This is a genomic window from Salinivibrio sp. ES.052 (assembly GCF_900141775.1).
Taxonomy (GTDB): domain Bacteria; phylum Pseudomonadota; class Gammaproteobacteria; order Enterobacterales; family Vibrionaceae; genus Salinivibrio.
In genome coordinates this window covers 472,322-488,531 of the sequence record NZ_FSRI01000003.1, presented here as the reverse complement: position 1 = coordinate 488,531, position 16,210 = coordinate 472,322, and the positions used below count along the sequence as shown (strand labels likewise).

Sequence of the window (16,210 nt, the reverse complement as noted above, 5' to 3'; positions counted from 1 at the left end):
ACTTTGGTGGTTCAAACGCTTACGCGGCACCAAACCGAGTCGCGGAAAAGCAGTTAAGCAGTTTGTGGAGCGCAAAACACAGCATTAAGGTGATCACAATTGCGACAGCACTACTGCTCACACGGTAAAGCGCGTCATACATAAAGTCTTGGCTGGGACTTAAGGATTGTCCGAATAGGATCCCCAAGGTGGCCATGGCGCCAAATCCAACCCCTGACCCACTGGCTTCTTTCACGTGGGCTTTGGCGAATAGTAGCGTCCCTATCCACAAAAGCGGCACGACCAAGATCAATACACCAAACCAATCGTACAAAATTACTTGGCATGCCATTGCATATGCCACACCGAGCACCGTACCCAGCGTGCGTTTTCGCGCATAACTTAAGGTACCATTCCAGTGCATGGGAAACAGCAATAACACAGTCGTGGCCTGCGCCGAAATGGAGTCGCGCAAATCAAACAGCTGAAAGACCACAAAGGAAATGGTCGCTAACGATGCTCCCATTAGTGCCTCGTGTCGCATCCGGTGCGATTGTTTTCCTCCTGCAGGTGCGGCGGGCGGCTGACGTGGCGTGACATCGGGAATTAACCAGGTCACTAAATACGCCACCGCGACTGATAACACATTCGCGCCGAGGTTACCGAAGATTAAGGTGTTAATCGGTAAATCGGGATAGCTGGCAAAGTGCAGCATAATGCTCAGGCTTAACACACTGTTGGCGCCAAAAAGAAAGAAGCGCCCTTTGGACATACAGGCAAACTTATAGGTGAAAAGCAAAAACACCAGTGGCGTCATTAACCCAGGATGCGCGCCAAACAATCCGCCGAGCAGCCCAACTTCTATCCCACTGATCACCGCAGAGGCGAGCAATTGTCGTGCAGCACGACCGTTAATCACGGGCACAAGCCCAAGCAACAACATCGGGGTGACGGTAAAAAACACCCCGAAGCTAAAACCGAAAAACTTACACACCGCAAAACCGAGCGTCGCACCGGTGGCAATGCGCGCGCACTGGCGCACATCGTTATCGCTTAAGGGGTGATGCCATAACCTCATCGTCAACTCCCCTTAGTAGATGTAGTGCAGCATACTCAAAAAACCGACTTGCGCACGGGCCAGCCACTGCGTCACTGCGCTTTCAGGCATTAGCTGTACCGTGGCGCGAGCCCCTGTTGGCAAGGAGTGATCAGGCCATTCGTCGAGTTCAATGTGCAGGCGCATTCGCTGCGCATCACGCACCCAACGATTGGAGTTAGACGGTGAGGCCAGTTGACCATTGGCATCGATTTGCCCGGCACTGACCCCGGCATCGACACTGCTCACGTGTCCCGCGTAAAGTTTGCCCGGCTCGCTATCAAAAGTGACATTCACTGGCGTGCCGGTGTGCACATCGCGGACACTTTTTTCACGAAAATCGGCAATCACATCGGCGCGTTCAGACACCAAGGCCATCAGCGGTTTACCCGCACTGGCATAAGCCCCCACATCCAACTGCAAGTTGGTTACCACCCCATCATGGCTGGCTCTAACAGTGGTGTAGGATTGGTTAAGCTGGGCTTTTTTTAGTTTACTCAGCGCCACTTGTTCGGCGATATTGCTGGCACCGTCACCACCCCGTTGGATCTGAAGGGCACTGACGCGCGCTTTCGCGGCTTCCCATTTAGCCCGAGCAGTATTGGCCGCACTGATCGCATCATCACGTTGCTGCTGCGAGACACCATTTTTGGCGAACAAAGCTTTTAAGCGTTTTGCTTCACGCGCTTTTTGTGCCAAGACCGACGCCAATGCTGAGACATCTTGCCGCGCGGCCATTAGTGAGGCATCTAACTGAGCATTAGTTTGTCTTGCCTGGGCAAGGGCGAGTTTGGCTTGGTCGACCGCAATGCGATAAGGCGCACTTTCAATCCGAAACAGAATATCGCCTTGGTGAACCCGTTGGTTGTTTTCTACCGCCAGCGCACTGACCGGCCCACTGACTTGCGGGGCCACTTTAGTCACCGTGCGCGTGACCATCGCGTGAGGCGTCAGCGGCATCAAGTTATCGGCGACCAAAAAGTAGCCAAAAATCAAAACAAAACTGAGGGCGGCCACTTTTACCCAACGTGCAAATTTTTCATCCGGTGTCATTCGTACTTCTTACCTCTATTACCTATTCTTCTGTGCCGCAGTCGTCTTCGGTGGTGGCGGTATAGTCCATTGCATTTTGATTAATGGTGACCAACACCCGCTCCAAGGCGTCAAAATCTTCAGCCGCAATACCAGAGAGCAAATGCTTGCGCACCCGCAACACCCGCGCTTCGATGCGTGACATTAAGTCACTACCACTGTCGGTGACATGCACCGTACGGGTGCGCTTATCTTCTGGCGAGCAGCGCCGTGTGATCAGCCCCTGCGCTTCTAAATGCTTCAATGTGCGCATTAGCGAGCCCAGTTCAATTTCCAGCGCCTGTGCCAATTCACTTTGGCTGATGCCATCCCCCAATCGGCGCAACATCCAAAGCGCACTCCAACGTGGATAGCTCAGCCCCAGAGGTTCAAGCTCTGAATTCGCCACACGGCGCCATAATCGCGCCGTGCGCCCTAAATGTTCAGCAATCGACATGTGTTCGGGATTGGGCGATGTCATCGTGTCTTCCTTCAACCGTAAGAATACTTAGCAGGCTAAGTAATAACAGACAGACACTATAAAATAGTTAGCAGGCTAAGTAAATAGAAAGGTGACGAGCATCACAAAAATATAGCGGGTTGATTGGATGAAACGCGCTCGCTGCTTATCACCATCTCTGGTAATCTATCTCGCGTCATCTTTTTGTTTGTAAAGGAATTACCATGCAAGATCTGTGGGATCGCCATCTCCGTTATCGCAGTCATCATGTTGATGTGCCGCTGGATCATCATGACGCTAACAGCCCCTCGCTCTCGATTTTCGCCCGCGAAATCGTCGATACGCGTAAAAATGAGCAAGCGTTACCCTGGCTGGTGTATTTTCAAGGTGGACCTGGCATGGAGTCACCTCGCCCTAATGGCGCGAGCGGTTGGTTAAAACGGGCATTAAACGATTACCGCGTGTTGTTGCTCGACCAGCGCGGCACAGGATTGAGCTCGCCGGTGAATCACCAAACGCTTGCCCATCTCACACCTGCGGAGCAAGCGGACTATCTGAGCCATTTTCGTGCCGATAGCATCGTGAAAGACGCCGAGTGTTTGCGTGAGGCGTTAGGTATTAAGCAATGGGCGATCCTCGGTCAAAGCTTTGGTGGGTTCTGTGCGCTCACCTATTTATCTTTCTTTCCGCAATCGCTATCGCGCGCGTTTGTCACCGGCGGCATTCCACCGATTGAAGGACATGCCGATAGGGTGTACCAAAAAACCTATCAGCGCGTGGAAGATAAAAACCAGCAGTTTTTCGCTCAGTTCCCCGATGCGCAAGCCCGCTGCCACGAGATTGCCCAGTATTTGCAAAACAATGCGGTGATGCTGCCAAACGGTCAGCCATTTACGGCGGAGCAGTTCCAAACCATTGGCCTAAATCTCGGCCGCGGTCATGCGGGGCTGCCGCTTTATTATTTATTGGAACGAGCCTTTATTGAGGTGAATGGCGAGCGTGTGCTGAGCTATCCATTCCTTGATGCGATGCAAGCAGAACAAGGGTATTTAACCAACCCTTTCTACGCTATTTTGCATGAATCGATTTACTGCCAGCAGCAGGCCTCGCAGTGGGCAGCCCATCGGGTGCGTGATCAGTTCCCGCAGTTCCACTATCAGCCCGATCAGCCGTTTCGGTTTACCGGAGAAATGGTCTATCCGTGGATGTTTGATCAACTTGCCACGCTCAAACCACTCAGAGAGGCCGCGATGTTGTTGGCGGAAAAAACCGATTGGCCGGCGCTTTATGATCTCGAGGTGCTCAAGCACAACACGGTGCCGCTGGCCTGTGCCACCTATGTGGATGACATGTTTGTTGAGTTTGATTACTCCCGCCAAACCTTGGCGAAGATTGCCAACAGCCAAGCGTGGATGACCAACGAGTACGAACACAATGGCATCGGTGTCGATGGTGAGCATATTTTGGATCGCCTGATAGAGATCGGCGATAGCCTTGCCGCTATTCAAGGCCAATGACGCCTCGCTAAACCAATAACGATGGCCATGCCTTTGCTGCTTTGGCATGGCCACACCGCGGTTACCAATCCGATATAGCGGCTGCGGACATTTTCAGCGCAACAAACTGTGATCTAATTCAAATCAATTATTGGTGCTGACAAAGGTGGTACGCTGGCTGACAATACGTGGCACATCAGTGAAACGTATAAAAATGTTCGCTTACGATCGTCTAGCCAGTGTACCGCTCACTCCATCGTTTTTGTCTTGGTCAATCCAGATAGTTAGACACCGGTCAAGCGCTTGCATGTTATGTTAATTGACGTAGTATAAATGCGTTCTCTCGAGGAACAGGACGTTCCCACCACGGTGTCGGCGGTTAAATAGGTACCACTGTACACCGTGACTTTTCTTTTCAAACTTTGCGTTCACACAAATGAAATTTGTAAGTAAATCAGGCAAAAAAAGAGCCATCTTTTACAAATCTAGTGTTTTCTTTGATAAATTATGGTCACGCGATAAAACACCCGTTTCTATTCTTTTACTCGCGGTTATCATCGGCTTTTTAGGCGGTGTCGTTGTCACCCTTTTCGAACTCGCGATCCATACCCTCTCTCAGTCAAGAACTGACTGGCTAGACAGTAACATTAGCTCAATGATTCCATTGGGATTGCTCGCTTTTATGATCAGTGCTGGCCTGGCCTTAATGGGTTATTGGCTTGTGCATCGCTTTGCTCCCGAGGCCGCAGGCTCAGGGATCCCTGAGGTGGAAGGCGCGATGGAAGGCATCCGTCCTACGCGGTGGTGGCGGGTCATCCCAGTGAAATTTTTCGGCGGTTTAGGTGCGCTGGGCTCAGGTATGATTCTGGGCCGCGAAGGGCCAAGCGTTCAAATCGGTGCCAATATTGGCCGAATGGTGACCGATACGTTCCGTATCAAAGACAGAAACAGTAACCAAACGCTGCTTGCCTCCGGTGCTGCTGCCGGCCTTGCCGCGGCGTTTAATGCTCCCCTCGCCGCGATCATGTTTGTGGTTGAGGAAATGCGGCCTCAGTTTCGTTACACCTTGATCTCGATAAAAGCAGTGATCATTGCTGCGATTATGGCCGATATCGTCTTTCGCTATATTAATGGCCAAGAGGCGGTGATCGTGCTGCCCCAATACGAAACGCCGCCACTTATTTCGCTGTGGTTCTTTCTCGTTCTGGGCTGCTGTTTTGGGGTATTTGGCGTACTGTTTAATTTTCTGATTATGCGCTTTCAGGATTTTTTCCAACGCTTTTATCAGAAAAGCCAAAAACGGATCTGGTTAGTGGGTGCCACATTAGGCGGTTTCTTTGGTTTATTACTAATCTACGCGCCAGAGCTTACCCATGGTGGCATCAATCTCGTGCCAGATTTCGTCACCCTCAATTATTCAATCAGTGCCCTAATGTTTATCTTTATGGCGCGCACATTACTGACAGTGATTTGCTTTAGCTCGGGTGCGCCTGGGGGCATTTTTGCGCCCATGCTGGCGCTAGGGACCTTGTTAGGCACAGTGTATGGGTTAGTCGTTGCCAATATGTACCCAGAGATGGGGATAGAGCCAGGTATGTTTGCTATTGCGGGCATGGGCGCTCTGTTCGCCGCGACCGTGCGTGCGCCGATTACCGGTATTTTGTTGGTGATTGAAATGACCAACAACTATTATCTGATTTTGCCGTTAATCATCACCACCCTCGGTGCCACCTTGGTCGCACAGTTGCTTGGTGGACAACCAATTTATACGGAGCTATTGCGTCGTAAAGTACGCGAGCAGAAACTTCGGATAGAAAATGCATCTCAATGAGGGATGCCGTGTTTTTCGAGTAGAGCGGTTATTTCTCCGCTCTTTTTCATTTTGCGTATACTAGCGTTCAGTGGCTCAATAAGAGCTTGATGCCGCTGATGAATCGCCAAATAAATGGGAATGGATTCGACAGGACTGTCTGCCATGCGTACGGTCGTCAGTCGCTCTTTTTCTAGCATACTTGCGATTCCCACATAGCCCACCATCGCCTGTGCACGATTACTATTCACCATGTTTAACGCAGCCCGTTCAGTTCTTACGGGCACCATATCCCACTGATATCTATCCGCAATCATCAGCGCCAATTGATCACCAATCACCCCCACCACACGTTGATAATCTTCAGGATTAAGCACATACGTGTGCCCAAACAAATAATAGTCAACGGAGAACAGTGATTCTGTGGGATAAAGCACCTGAGGCGTGTCTTGGTAGACCAATCGCGTGCGACCAAAGTCAATATCAATGATCCCTTTAGCGAGTGCATTCTCCGCTCGCGCTAGCGGCATTTCTATCCAAGATAGTTCGATGTTTGAGTCAACAGCGTAAAAAACCCGCTCTAGGATCGCTTTAGTCGCGGATGACATCGCATCCGTATGATCGCGGTACGCAACCGTGAGTGTGTTTGCCAGTGCACTCAACGGCAACCAGTAAACTATTAGCGTCCACCATCTCGTCACATTGCCACCTCAGATTGTCTTTGTACTCTTAGAGATTAGAAGACAGGGAAAGCATCGTCCATACGCAATACGTGACACTGTCACGAAATATCGATAACTATGTACTCGAGATACGCTTTAATATCGTCAGACATGACGCTCTACTGGGCACCTCACCAAATTCGGCGCGCACGATCAGTCCTTCTAATAGCGTCATCACGTTGTCAACAGCGTCAGATCCGACAATCCCTTCAATCACATTGCGAATCTTTTGCTTATGCGCTTTGGCAATCTCTGTAATTTGACCGTCTGTGGCACTCTTAAATTCGCCAATCGCATGCATAAACATACAACCCTTAAAGTCGTCTTGTTTGAACCACGCCAGATGCCAATCCAGTAAAGCCGTCAATTGGGCTTCTTTATCCTGATGAGCATCAATAGCCTGCTGTAGCCCTTGCTCGAACCTTGTATGACGCGCTTGAAGCACCGCCTCAATCAAAGCCGACTTAGCACCAAAGTGGCGATACATCGAGGTCTTCGAGACCGCGGCTTCATCGCGGATTTTGTCGACGCCTACTGCCGTGTAACCAAACTGGTTAAATAACGACTCGGCCACCGCCAAGATGTGATCGCGCTTGCTCATCATGCTCTCCAAAAAATGCTTGCTATGAAGTGTACCGATCTGTACTCTTTATAGCAATGTGTACAGATCGGTACACTTTTGATGAATGTAATTAAAAAAGGAACGAGTATGAAACGATTAAAAGGTGGCGGTGCGTTACCGCCTAAACCGACGTGGATTCAACTAACGAAAGGCTTGCTGGGTGGATTTTTGGGCATTCTCACCTTGCTAGTGCTTAATCAAACCACCGGCGTACCCTGGCTGATGGCACCGTTTGGCGCAACCTGTGTGATTTTATTTGCAGCGCCTCAGTCGCCGCTCGCGCAACCGAGAAATGTGATTGTGGGTCACTTACTGACCGCCAGTGTTGGGTTGGCGATGCTGTATGGAGTGGGAAATGAAAGCTGGATGATCGCACTAGCAGTTGGCCTTGCGATTATGCTGATGCAAGCCTGCCGTGCCGTCCATCCACCGGCTGGAGCAAATCCACTGGTGGTCATGCTAGCGGGGACTCAAGTGGTAGGCATCGATTATTTGTTTACGCCCGTGCTCGCAGGCAGTGTCGCACTGGTAACCATTGCAGCAGTGATCAACAACCTTGGTGAACCGCACCATTGGCCTGTGTATTGGCATGGGATCAAGCGTAGCTAATCAACGGAGCCTGGTTTCTAAGTTTGGGGAATAACCAAACTTAGAAACCATTCGGAGGCTATCAGCGGTAATCACGACTGACCAACCTGCTCTTTAATAACATTAGTAACATTGATAGCGCGCTGGGGCAGCACGCGTCTGGCAAGAGAGGAAAGATATAAGGTTTCACTGACCGGTATCGGTAAATGGTGAGATTTGATGGCCGCTTGTTGAGCAAAAGCGGCGACAGCATTGGCGGGTAACACGGTAAAGCCGAGTCCGCGTGCAACGGGTAGTAAGATAAGACCAATTTGATTAGAGAAGCCTGATTGCCTAATCGGGCGCAACTGCGCCGTTTGGTATTGCTCGAAGTTCGCCCCAAGTAATAACTCGGCGTGATGCCTCGCATCTGGATGATCAATGAATCCTAGCTGGCAGAGTGTTTCCCAAGTCGGGGATTTAACATGGCGCGGTGTCACCAGCAACAACGGCTCTTCCCCGATGGGTTCAGACTGAATATTTGGATTAACGGGACATGCGGTTGTCAGGCCAATATCAATGGTGTTGTTCAAGATGGCATTGTGAATATCGCCATTTGGCGCAAAGCGATAGTTAATCATAAGTGTAGGATACGTCACCTGGAGATCGAGCAAACGAGGATATAAATAGAGACCAACACTTCCCGGCGACATAAGACGCACCTCCCCTTCATAACCGGGATCCTGGCTGATATTAACGGCTAGGTTATCGAGTGTTTGTAGTACATCTTTGCCTTGACGATAGAGTTGCTCTCCAGCCTCCGTCGTGACAATACCCTTTTTACTCCGAATCAGTAAGGTGGTCGATAAAGCATCTTCGAGCTTTCGCACGTGCTGACTGACGCCTGATTGGGTCATAAAACACTTATCAGCGGCTTTGGTAAAACTGCCAACATCTACCAGGGTGCAAAAGGTTTTCAGCCAAACAGGGTTAACCATAACAAATTGTCATCATAACTATTGCAAACCATAATTTAACATTATGTTTGTGATACCTCATGCTTGCAACCACTGACAACGTCATCTTAGAAGGAGCAACGCATGCCAACCCCTTATCCGCGTACATTTTCACACATTGGTATTTCGGTACCTGATTTGGACAAAGCCGTTCAATTTTACACGCAAGTGCTTGGCTGGTATCTCATTATGACACCTACCGAGATTGTCGAAGACAATAGTGCAATTGGAGCGATGTGTACCGATGTGTTTGGTCAAGGTTGGGAGCGCTTTCGTATTGCCCATTTATCAACCGGTGACCGAGTGGGTGTCGAGCTATTTGAATTCAAAGATCAGCAAAACCCTGACAACAATTTCGAGTACTGGAAAACGGGCGTCTTTCACTTCTGCGTGCAAGATCCTAACGTTGAAGCACTGGCTGAACGTATTGTTGAGGCGGGTGGTAAGAAACGCATGGAGAAACCACGCTATTACTATCCTGGAGAGAAGCCCTATCGCATGATCTATATGGAAGACCCATTTGGCAATATCTTGGAGATCTACAGCCACAGTTACGAGCTTATCTACAGCGCAGGAGCGTATTAACTCTCTTGTCTGTAATGGCTACCTTGGCATTTTAACTCACCAGGCTCAACGCGATTGAGCTTGGTTTCTACCTCACACGACACCGACCCTATTCGTAATAAAAATACAAGTGTGATCTTTATCACTTGATGAATCATTATTGACCAGGCTGATAGTGTGATATTTATCACTATAGTTTTTTATTTCACTATTCTAAAAAAATAAAAAGTGATCTATATCACCATATATTTTATAAATCAAAAATTACAAATGTGACATACATCGCTATATATTTTATTGACAATTTTGATCATTGCGTTTTGTGCTAAATTTACATGTTATTTCTGTGACAGATGTTGGACTAACATATAGTTGCGAAGTGAATAGTGAGAGTTGAGTCAATAAATCCCCGTTATCAGTTCTCTCGAAAAAATATGTGGTAAATTGACTGGGTACTTACTAGCCAGACGGTTTTGGCGAACCGTTCTACCACACACGTTCAATGAGAACATCAAACGGGGTATTGTTATGATATCATCTGACACCAAGATCAAGATACAGAATTTTGGTCGCTTCCTCTCGAATATGGTGATGCCCAATATCGGCGCATTCATCGCGTGGGGGATTATTACTGCACTATTCATTCCGACCGGTTGGGTCCCTAATGAGACATTGGCGGCCATGGTCGGCCCCATGATTACCTACCTACTACCACTGCTGATCGGCTATACCGGCGGTAAACTTGTTGGCGGCGAACGCGGTGCGGTTGTCGGTGCAATTACCACCATGGGGGTGATTGTCGGGACTGACATTCCCATGTTTATGGGCGCGATGATGGTTGGTCCATTCGGCGGCTGGGCGATCAAAAAATTCGATGCTTATGTCGATGGCAAAGTGAGAAGCGGGTTTGAGATGTTAGTAAATAACTTCTCCGCCGGCATTATCGGTATGCTTTGCGCGATTATCGCATTCTTCCTTATCGGCCCGTTCGTAAAACTCTTATCCAGTGGCCTCGCGGCAGGTGTGGAGTTTTTGGTCTCAGCACACCTGTTACCACTGACCTCAATCTTTGTTGAGCCCGCTAAGATTCTTTTCCTCAACAATGCGATCAACCACGGTATTTTCTCACCACTTGGGATCCAGCAAGCCTCAGAGGCTGGCCAGTCTATTTTCTTCCTCATTGAGGCAAACCCAGGTCCTGGTCTAGGCATCTTGCTTGCCTACATGGTGTTTGGCAAAGGCACCGCACGTCAAACCGCGGGCGGTGCATCCATTATTCACTTCTTCGGTGGTATTCACGAAATCTACTTCCCTTACATTCTGATGAATCCACGACTTATTCTTGCCGCGATTGCGGGTGGTATGACAGGTGTGTTCGTTCTCACTATGTTTGATGCAGGTATTGTGTCGCCCGCTTCGCCAGGCTCTATTTTTGCTGTGCTGTTAATGACGCAAAAAGGCTCAATTGTCGGCGTCTTGGCTTCAATTATTGCCGCAGCCAGCGTGTCATTTGTGGTCGCCGCTTTACTGATGAAAACACAGAAAAGCACAGAGGGTGAAGGTGACGAAGCCTCACTTGATGAGGCGACCGCCAAAATGAAAGACATGAAATCAGGCGCTAAAGCAAGCACCTCCGCCCCCTCTTCTGCGCCTAAAGCCACAGTTAACTTTGCTGACGTAAAGCATATTTTAGTTGCCTGTGATGCTGGCATGGGCTCTAGTGCCATGGGTGCCAGCTTGCTGCGCAAAAAAGTGCAAAATGCAGGCTTAGATATTGGTGTCACGAATATTGCGGTCAATAGCCTGCCTGAGGATGCGCAGATTGTGATCACGCATAAAGATCTGACCGAGCGTGCGCGCACTCACGCGCCAACCGCACACCATATTTCACTCAATAACTTTTTAGACGGCGATGTTTACGGCCAGTTGGTTACCCAAATTCTCGCCGCACAGTATCCCGCCGCCAACGATCCGCAAGTGCTTCAAGTTCCGACGACGGCGGCAAATGACGACAGTTTCGAGCCAACCCCGGCACCTGCTTTTCAACTTCAGCGTAAAAACATTCATCTTGGCTTAACGGCCACAAACAAGGATGAAGCGATTCGATTTGCCGGTGAGCAACTTGTCAAACTTGGCTACGTAGCGCCTAGCTATGTCGACGCGATGTTTGAGCGTGAGGCATTAACCCCCACTTACCTCGGGGAGTCGATCGCCGTTCCTCATGGCACCGTTAAAGCAAAAGATGGGGTCAAGCAAACCGGCATTGTGGTATGTCAGTATCCATCGGGTGTGCAGTTCACCGACGACAAAGAGGATATCGCTAAGTTGGTGATTGGCATTGCCGCCAAAAACGATGAACATATTCAAGTAATTACCGCCATTACTAATGCGTTAGATGAGCCTGATGCAATAGATATTCTCACCAGTACTGACAGTATTGACGAGATCCTCAATCTATTGAGTGATGAAAGCGTCAGCTTTATGACGTCATCCCATTAATCAACCCAATAAGCAGGCCACCTCGGTGGCCTCTCATCACTACCGTTATTAGTTTGAGGTAAATACTATGAAAAATGCTGTTCATTTTGGTGCCGGCAATATCGGCCGCGGCTTTATCGGAAAATTGCTCGCGGATGCCAATGTCGAGGTCACCTTTGCCGATGTCGATGCGCCCCTCATTGACCAACTCAGTCACAAACAAAGCTACAACGTCAAAGTGGTAGGTAACGACTGCCATATCGACACGGTTTCTCATATCACGGCAGTCAATTCGGCAAGTGATGATGTTATCGATAAAATCGTAAAAACGGATTTAGTGACCACGGCTGTTGGCCCTAATGTGCTTGATATTATTGCCAAGACCATCGCCACCGGCATTGAAAAACGTTTCGCATCCGGCAATGAGACCCCACTAAACATTATTGCCTGCGAAAACATGATCCGTGGTACGTCGCATCTCAAAGGCGAAGTCTATAAGCACCTTGACCCCGCATTACATGAGAAAGCAGACGCACTGATTGGTTTCGTCGACTCCGCAGTTGATCGCATTGTGCCGCCGGCGGAAGCGGCGAACGATGATCCCTTAGAGGTCACAGTAGAAAGCTTCAGCGAGTGGATTGTGGATGAACAGCAGTTCAAAGGCGAAATCCCAGATATTGCAGGGATGGAGAAGACACAAAACCTCATGGCCTTCGTCGAGCGTAAGCTTTTCACCTTAAACACGGGCCATTGCATCACGGCGTATTTGGGTTGCTTGAGCGGCCACCGCACCATTCGTGAAGCCATTACCGATCCGAAAATCCGTGATTTGGTGAAAACAGCGATGCAAGAAAGCGGCGAAGTGCTTATCCAACGCTACGGGTTTGACCGCGCCGCTCACCAAGCGTACATCGAGAAAATTTTGGGGCGTTTCTCAAACCCCTATTTGGTTGATGAGGTCGATCGTGTTGGTCGTCAGCCTATCCGAAAACTAAGTCAGAACGATAGGCTTATCAAGCCATTACTGGGTACAATAGAGTACGGCACAGATAACCGAGCCCTATTAAAAGGGATTGCCGCAGCATTGAAATACACCAATCACACCGATCCACAAGCTGAAGAGCTTCAAGCTTCATTGGCTGAGGTGGGCGTAAGAAAGACGCTGGCGACATACACCGGCTTGGCAGAGGAAAGCCCTGAAGTTGAGGCAATTAACACCCTGTACCAGCAATTGTAAACCGCGCATTTTACAGGGGGAGTTTAGCTCCCCCGTTATAACAATAAGCAGTATTGAGTCTATGGCAGAAAATTTCGACGAAACAGACATCATTGAACGATTAAACCAAGCGCCAACCGTGCGTGGCTTTTTTGTTGCCGCGGTGGATACGTTTGAGACAGCTATTGATGGCTTAATCAAGCGGGTTTTTCGCAAAGATAACTTTGCGGTGGAATCAGTGGTGGGGCCTTTACTGCACGACACTGGGCCGCTGGGGGATCTTTCTGTGCGATTGAAACTCTTGTTTGGTCTAGGCGTGTTATCAGATGACGCTTATCACGATATTGAACAAATCATTAAACTTAAAAACCAACTGAGTAACGATGCCGACGATTACCAATTTACCGATCCTAAGGTGCTCGATGCCGTCAAAAAGCTACGCAAAGCGAATACGATGGGCATGCTTTCGCTCGATATTGGCCCGCCGGAAGATGACGTAGATATCGAATTCTATCAGCTACAACTGCAGCGCCAACAGCAGGTGATTCGCTCAGGGTTGTCACTCGCCATCGTGGAAATCTGCAATGAATTAAGCAAAGAAAGCCCTTTTTAATGTGCCAACGTTCGCCATCACTAATGAAGCAAATAGCCTGAAAGGGTTAGCCACACCCCTAGCGCGAATGCACCACCGAGAATCATGGCTTCCACTAAGTAAGCCTTAATCACGTTATACAGTTTCATACCTAACCAACCTTTTTTGCGGCTAGATTAACAACATAAAACTGAACACAAGCTGTCTATATAAAAAGACAGCTTACATATGGACAAACAAACTTGGTTAGTCGGACTCTAGACCTTGTCCGCGATGACGTACTTGCCGATTGTTCGGCCACTTTCTACGGCTTGATGTGCAAGGATTAAATTGGCTGCATTAAGCCCGGTTAGTTGATGAGAGGCCGTGGACTTTAGCACGCCTTGGTCAACCAATTTAGCCACATTCGCCAAGATCACATGTTGTTGGTACATATCAGCGGTCGAGAACAAACTGCGGGTGAACATGAACTCCCAGTGCAAAGAAATCGACTTGCTCTTTAACTTTCGAATATCGAGCTGTTCTGGGTCGTCAATCAGCGCCAGTTTACCTTGAGGGATCAGACAATCTACTAGTTGATCCAAATGCGCCTCGGTATGATTAAGACTCGCGACATGGGTTACCGCTTCTACTCCCAACGCATCAAGTTGCGGCTGTAAGAGCTGACCATGGTCAATGACATGATCGGCACCCATTTCTTTCACCCACGCTTGGCTCTCTGGTCGCGACGCAGTACCGATCACCGTCAACGACGACAGTTGCTTCGCAAGCTGAGTTAACACCGATCCCACCCCGCCTGCTGCACCCACAATCAGTAAAGTGCTCGACTCTGGCTCAAGCCCGGCTTTTAAGCGATCAAACAGTAGCTCCCACGCCGTGAGTGCAGTTAATGGCATGGCGGCCGCATCGGCAAAGGACAGCGTTTTAGGCATGGCACTCGCTATTTTTGCATTCACACATTGGAATTGACCATTCGATCCGGGCCGGTCAAGCGCGCCGGCATACCACACCCTATCGCCGGGCTGAAACCCCGTCACATGCCGACCAACTTGGCGTACAATGCCCGCCGCATCCCACCCCAGCACTTTATGCTGTCCCTCAGATGCATCGACATGGCCGCGGATTTTGACATCCACAGGATTAACAGAAACCGCCTTCACTTCCACCAGCAAGTCATCATCGTCAGGAGTCGGCGTGGGTAAAATGATGTCAGCCAATGTGGCCTTTTCTATCGGGTGCGCAAAGCGATAACCAACCGCATGCATCTCTGTCGGTAACGTTTGTATTGTCATGATGATGTCCTCACTTTGTGCGATAGTTGGGGGAGATGGAGTAGTTGGGATAGTCGACATAGCCTGCTTCGTTGCCGCCAAACAGGGTCTGAGGGTTAAATTCAGCCAGTGGCCAGCCATGTTGGAGACGGGCGACATAATCTGGGTTGGCAATAAAAGGACGACCAAATGCCACTAAATCCACCAACTCGCGAGCAATCAGGCTCTCTGCTTTGGGTTGGTCGTATTTTCCGGCCACAATGATCGCGTTGTTGAACCGCGCGCGTAGCTGATGGCGGAAATCATCATCAACTTGCGGCGCATCATCCCAGTCCGCCTCGGCAAGATGTAAATAGGCAAGGCCTAAATGATTGGCATGGCTCGCTACCTCAAGAATGGTGGGAATAATGTCAGGGCAGTTCATTCCACGCGCAGTGATAAAAGGAGCCAGACGGATCCCAGTGCGTGACGCACCAATCGCCTCACTAATCGCTGCCATGATCGCCACCAAAAAGCGCATCCGGTTTTCACGACTGCCGCCGTATTGATCATCGCGATGATTGGAGGTCGAGCGTAGAAACTGGTCGATGAGGTAGCCATTGGCGGCGTGAATTTCGACACCATCAAAGCCTGCTTCTACGGCATTCAAGGCGGCTTGCCGGTAATCATCGACAATGCGTGGGATTTCGTCGGTTTCTAATGCACGCGGGATAGGACACGGACGCATGCTTCCGCCATTTTCGTCAGCTATCCATACACTCGCTTCAGGAGATAACGCCGACGGTGCGACAGGCAAACCGTCTTCGTGAAAAATGGGATGCGACATACGACCCACATGCCACAGCTGCAAAAAGATTTTACCTCCCTCAGAATGTACGGCATCCGTGACATGACGCCAGCCCGCGATCTGGGCGTCGCTATGAATGCCTGGCGTAAAGCTATATCCCTGCCCTTGTGGAGAAATTTGCGTCGCTTCGGTCACGATAAGCCCTGCGCTAGCGCGTTGGCGATAATAGTCAGCCATCATCGCATTAGGAATATTGCCTGGCTGGTCGGTGCGAGCGCGCGTCATTGGTGCCATGACAATGCGGTTAGCGAGCGACAGCTCAGACTGTTGGTAATCATCAAACAAAGACATGCTGATCTCCTTGTGGTGGTCGAGCGTGATAGTGTTAGTACGTGGCTATCAGCCTATTGACAATCACCACAAAGAAAAACCATGCTACAGAGACATCTCTTTCAACATTTTT

At 49.5% G+C, this 16,210-nt stretch carries 15 protein-coding genes; 7 read left to right on the top strand and 8 right to left on the bottom strand.

Going from position 1 to position 16,210, the window contains the following annotated elements:
- Positions 1–19 precede the first annotated feature (19 nt).
- Genes BUQ98_RS15085 through BUQ98_RS15075 form a run of 3 tightly spaced genes read right to left on the bottom strand, consistent with a single transcriptional unit; the run spans position 20 to position 2,627 of the window.
- The gene (locus BUQ98_RS15085) at positions 20–1,057 is read right to left on the bottom strand and encodes a DUF2955 domain-containing protein (RefSeq protein ID WP_074214604.1); all 1,038 of its coding nucleotides are present in this window, start codon (positions 1,055–1,057) and stop codon (positions 20–22) included.
- A 12-nt stretch (positions 1,058–1,069) separates the two neighbouring features.
- Positions 1,070–2,128 carry an HlyD family secretion protein gene (locus BUQ98_RS15080; protein WP_074214603.1) on the bottom strand — a complete coding sequence of 353 codons (1,059 nt, stop codon included), beginning with the start codon at positions 2,126–2,128 and terminating at the stop codon, positions 1,070–1,072.
- Positions 2,129–2,150: 22 nt separating this feature from the next.
- Positions 2,151–2,627, bottom strand: coding sequence for a MarR family winged helix-turn-helix transcriptional regulator (locus BUQ98_RS15075; RefSeq protein WP_046075728.1), 477 nt, complete (start codon positions 2,625–2,627; stop codon positions 2,151–2,153).
- 203 nt (positions 2,628–2,830) lie between these two features.
- Here BUQ98_RS15075 and BUQ98_RS15070 point away from each other — a divergent pair, with 203 nt between their 5' ends.
- Complete coding sequence (locus BUQ98_RS15070; RefSeq protein ID WP_074214602.1) at positions 2,831–4,123, top strand: alpha/beta fold hydrolase; 1,293 nt, start codon at positions 2,831–2,833, stop codon at positions 4,121–4,123.
- 415 nt (positions 4,124–4,538) lie between these two features.
- Complete coding sequence (gene clcA, locus BUQ98_RS15065; RefSeq protein ID WP_074214601.1) at positions 4,539–5,933, top strand: H(+)/Cl(-) exchange transporter ClcA; 1,395 nt, start codon at positions 4,539–4,541, stop codon at positions 5,931–5,933.
- Here clcA and BUQ98_RS15060 read toward each other — a convergent pair.
- A complete protein-coding gene (locus BUQ98_RS15060; protein ID WP_139294778.1) occupies positions 5,927–6,613 on the bottom strand; it encodes a substrate-binding periplasmic protein in 687 nt (228 codons plus the stop codon). The genes clcA and BUQ98_RS15060 overlap by 7 nt on opposite strands.
- Before the next feature lie 97 nt (positions 6,614–6,710).
- On the bottom strand, positions 6,711–7,235 hold the full coding sequence (locus tag BUQ98_RS15055; RefSeq protein WP_074214599.1) for a TetR/AcrR family transcriptional regulator: 525 nt from the start codon (positions 7,233–7,235) through the stop codon (positions 6,711–6,713).
- Positions 7,236–7,343: 108 nt separating this feature from the next.
- On the opposite strand from BUQ98_RS15055, the gene BUQ98_RS15050 reads away from it, so the two are divergent.
- The gene (locus BUQ98_RS15050; RefSeq protein WP_074214598.1) at positions 7,344–7,865 is read left to right on the top strand and encodes an HPP family protein; all 522 of its coding nucleotides are present in this window, start codon (positions 7,344–7,346) and stop codon (positions 7,863–7,865) included.
- Between the two features lie 71 nt (positions 7,866–7,936).
- Here BUQ98_RS15050 and BUQ98_RS15045 read toward each other — a convergent pair whose 3' ends face one another.
- Positions 7,937–8,821, bottom strand: a complete 885-nt coding sequence (locus tag BUQ98_RS15045; RefSeq protein WP_074214597.1) for a LysR family transcriptional regulator — start codon at positions 8,819–8,821, stop codon at positions 7,937–7,939.
- Positions 8,822–8,923: 102 nt separating this feature from the next.
- Between BUQ98_RS15045 and BUQ98_RS15040 the strand changes: the two genes are divergently transcribed.
- The 4 genes from BUQ98_RS15040 (at position 8,924) to BUQ98_RS15025 (ending at position 13,710) form a co-directional block, all read left to right on the top strand.
- Positions 8,924–9,424, top strand: coding sequence for a lactoylglutathione lyase family protein (locus BUQ98_RS15040; RefSeq protein ID WP_074214596.1), 501 nt, complete (start codon positions 8,924–8,926; stop codon positions 9,422–9,424).
- A 507-nt stretch (positions 9,425–9,931) separates the two neighbouring features.
- Positions 9,932–11,902: a PTS mannitol transporter subunit IICBA gene (locus tag BUQ98_RS15035; RefSeq protein ID WP_074214595.1), complete on the top strand. Its 1,971-nt coding sequence runs from the start codon at positions 9,932–9,934 to the stop codon at positions 11,900–11,902.
- Positions 11,903–11,969: 67 nt separating this feature from the next.
- Positions 11,970–13,118, top strand: coding sequence for a mannitol-1-phosphate 5-dehydrogenase (locus BUQ98_RS15030; protein ID WP_074214594.1), 1,149 nt, complete (start codon positions 11,970–11,972; stop codon positions 13,116–13,118).
- Between the two features lie 61 nt (positions 13,119–13,179).
- Entirely contained in the window at positions 13,180–13,710 is a 531-nt protein-coding gene (locus BUQ98_RS15025) for an MltR family transcriptional regulator (RefSeq protein ID WP_046075720.1), read from the top strand.
- 236 nt (positions 13,711–13,946) lie between these two features.
- Here the strand turns inward: BUQ98_RS15025 and BUQ98_RS15020 are convergent, their stop codons facing one another.
- Both BUQ98_RS15020 and BUQ98_RS15015 read right to left on the bottom strand, forming a co-directional pair.
- Positions 13,947–14,954, bottom strand: coding sequence for a zinc-binding alcohol dehydrogenase family protein (locus BUQ98_RS15020; protein WP_074214784.1), 1,008 nt, complete (start codon positions 14,952–14,954; stop codon positions 13,947–13,949).
- Between the two features lie 37 nt (positions 14,955–14,991).
- Complete coding sequence (locus tag BUQ98_RS15015) at positions 14,992–16,098, bottom strand: alkene reductase (protein WP_074214593.1); 1,107 nt, start codon at positions 16,096–16,098, stop codon at positions 14,992–14,994.
- Positions 16,099–16,210 lie beyond the last annotated feature (112 nt).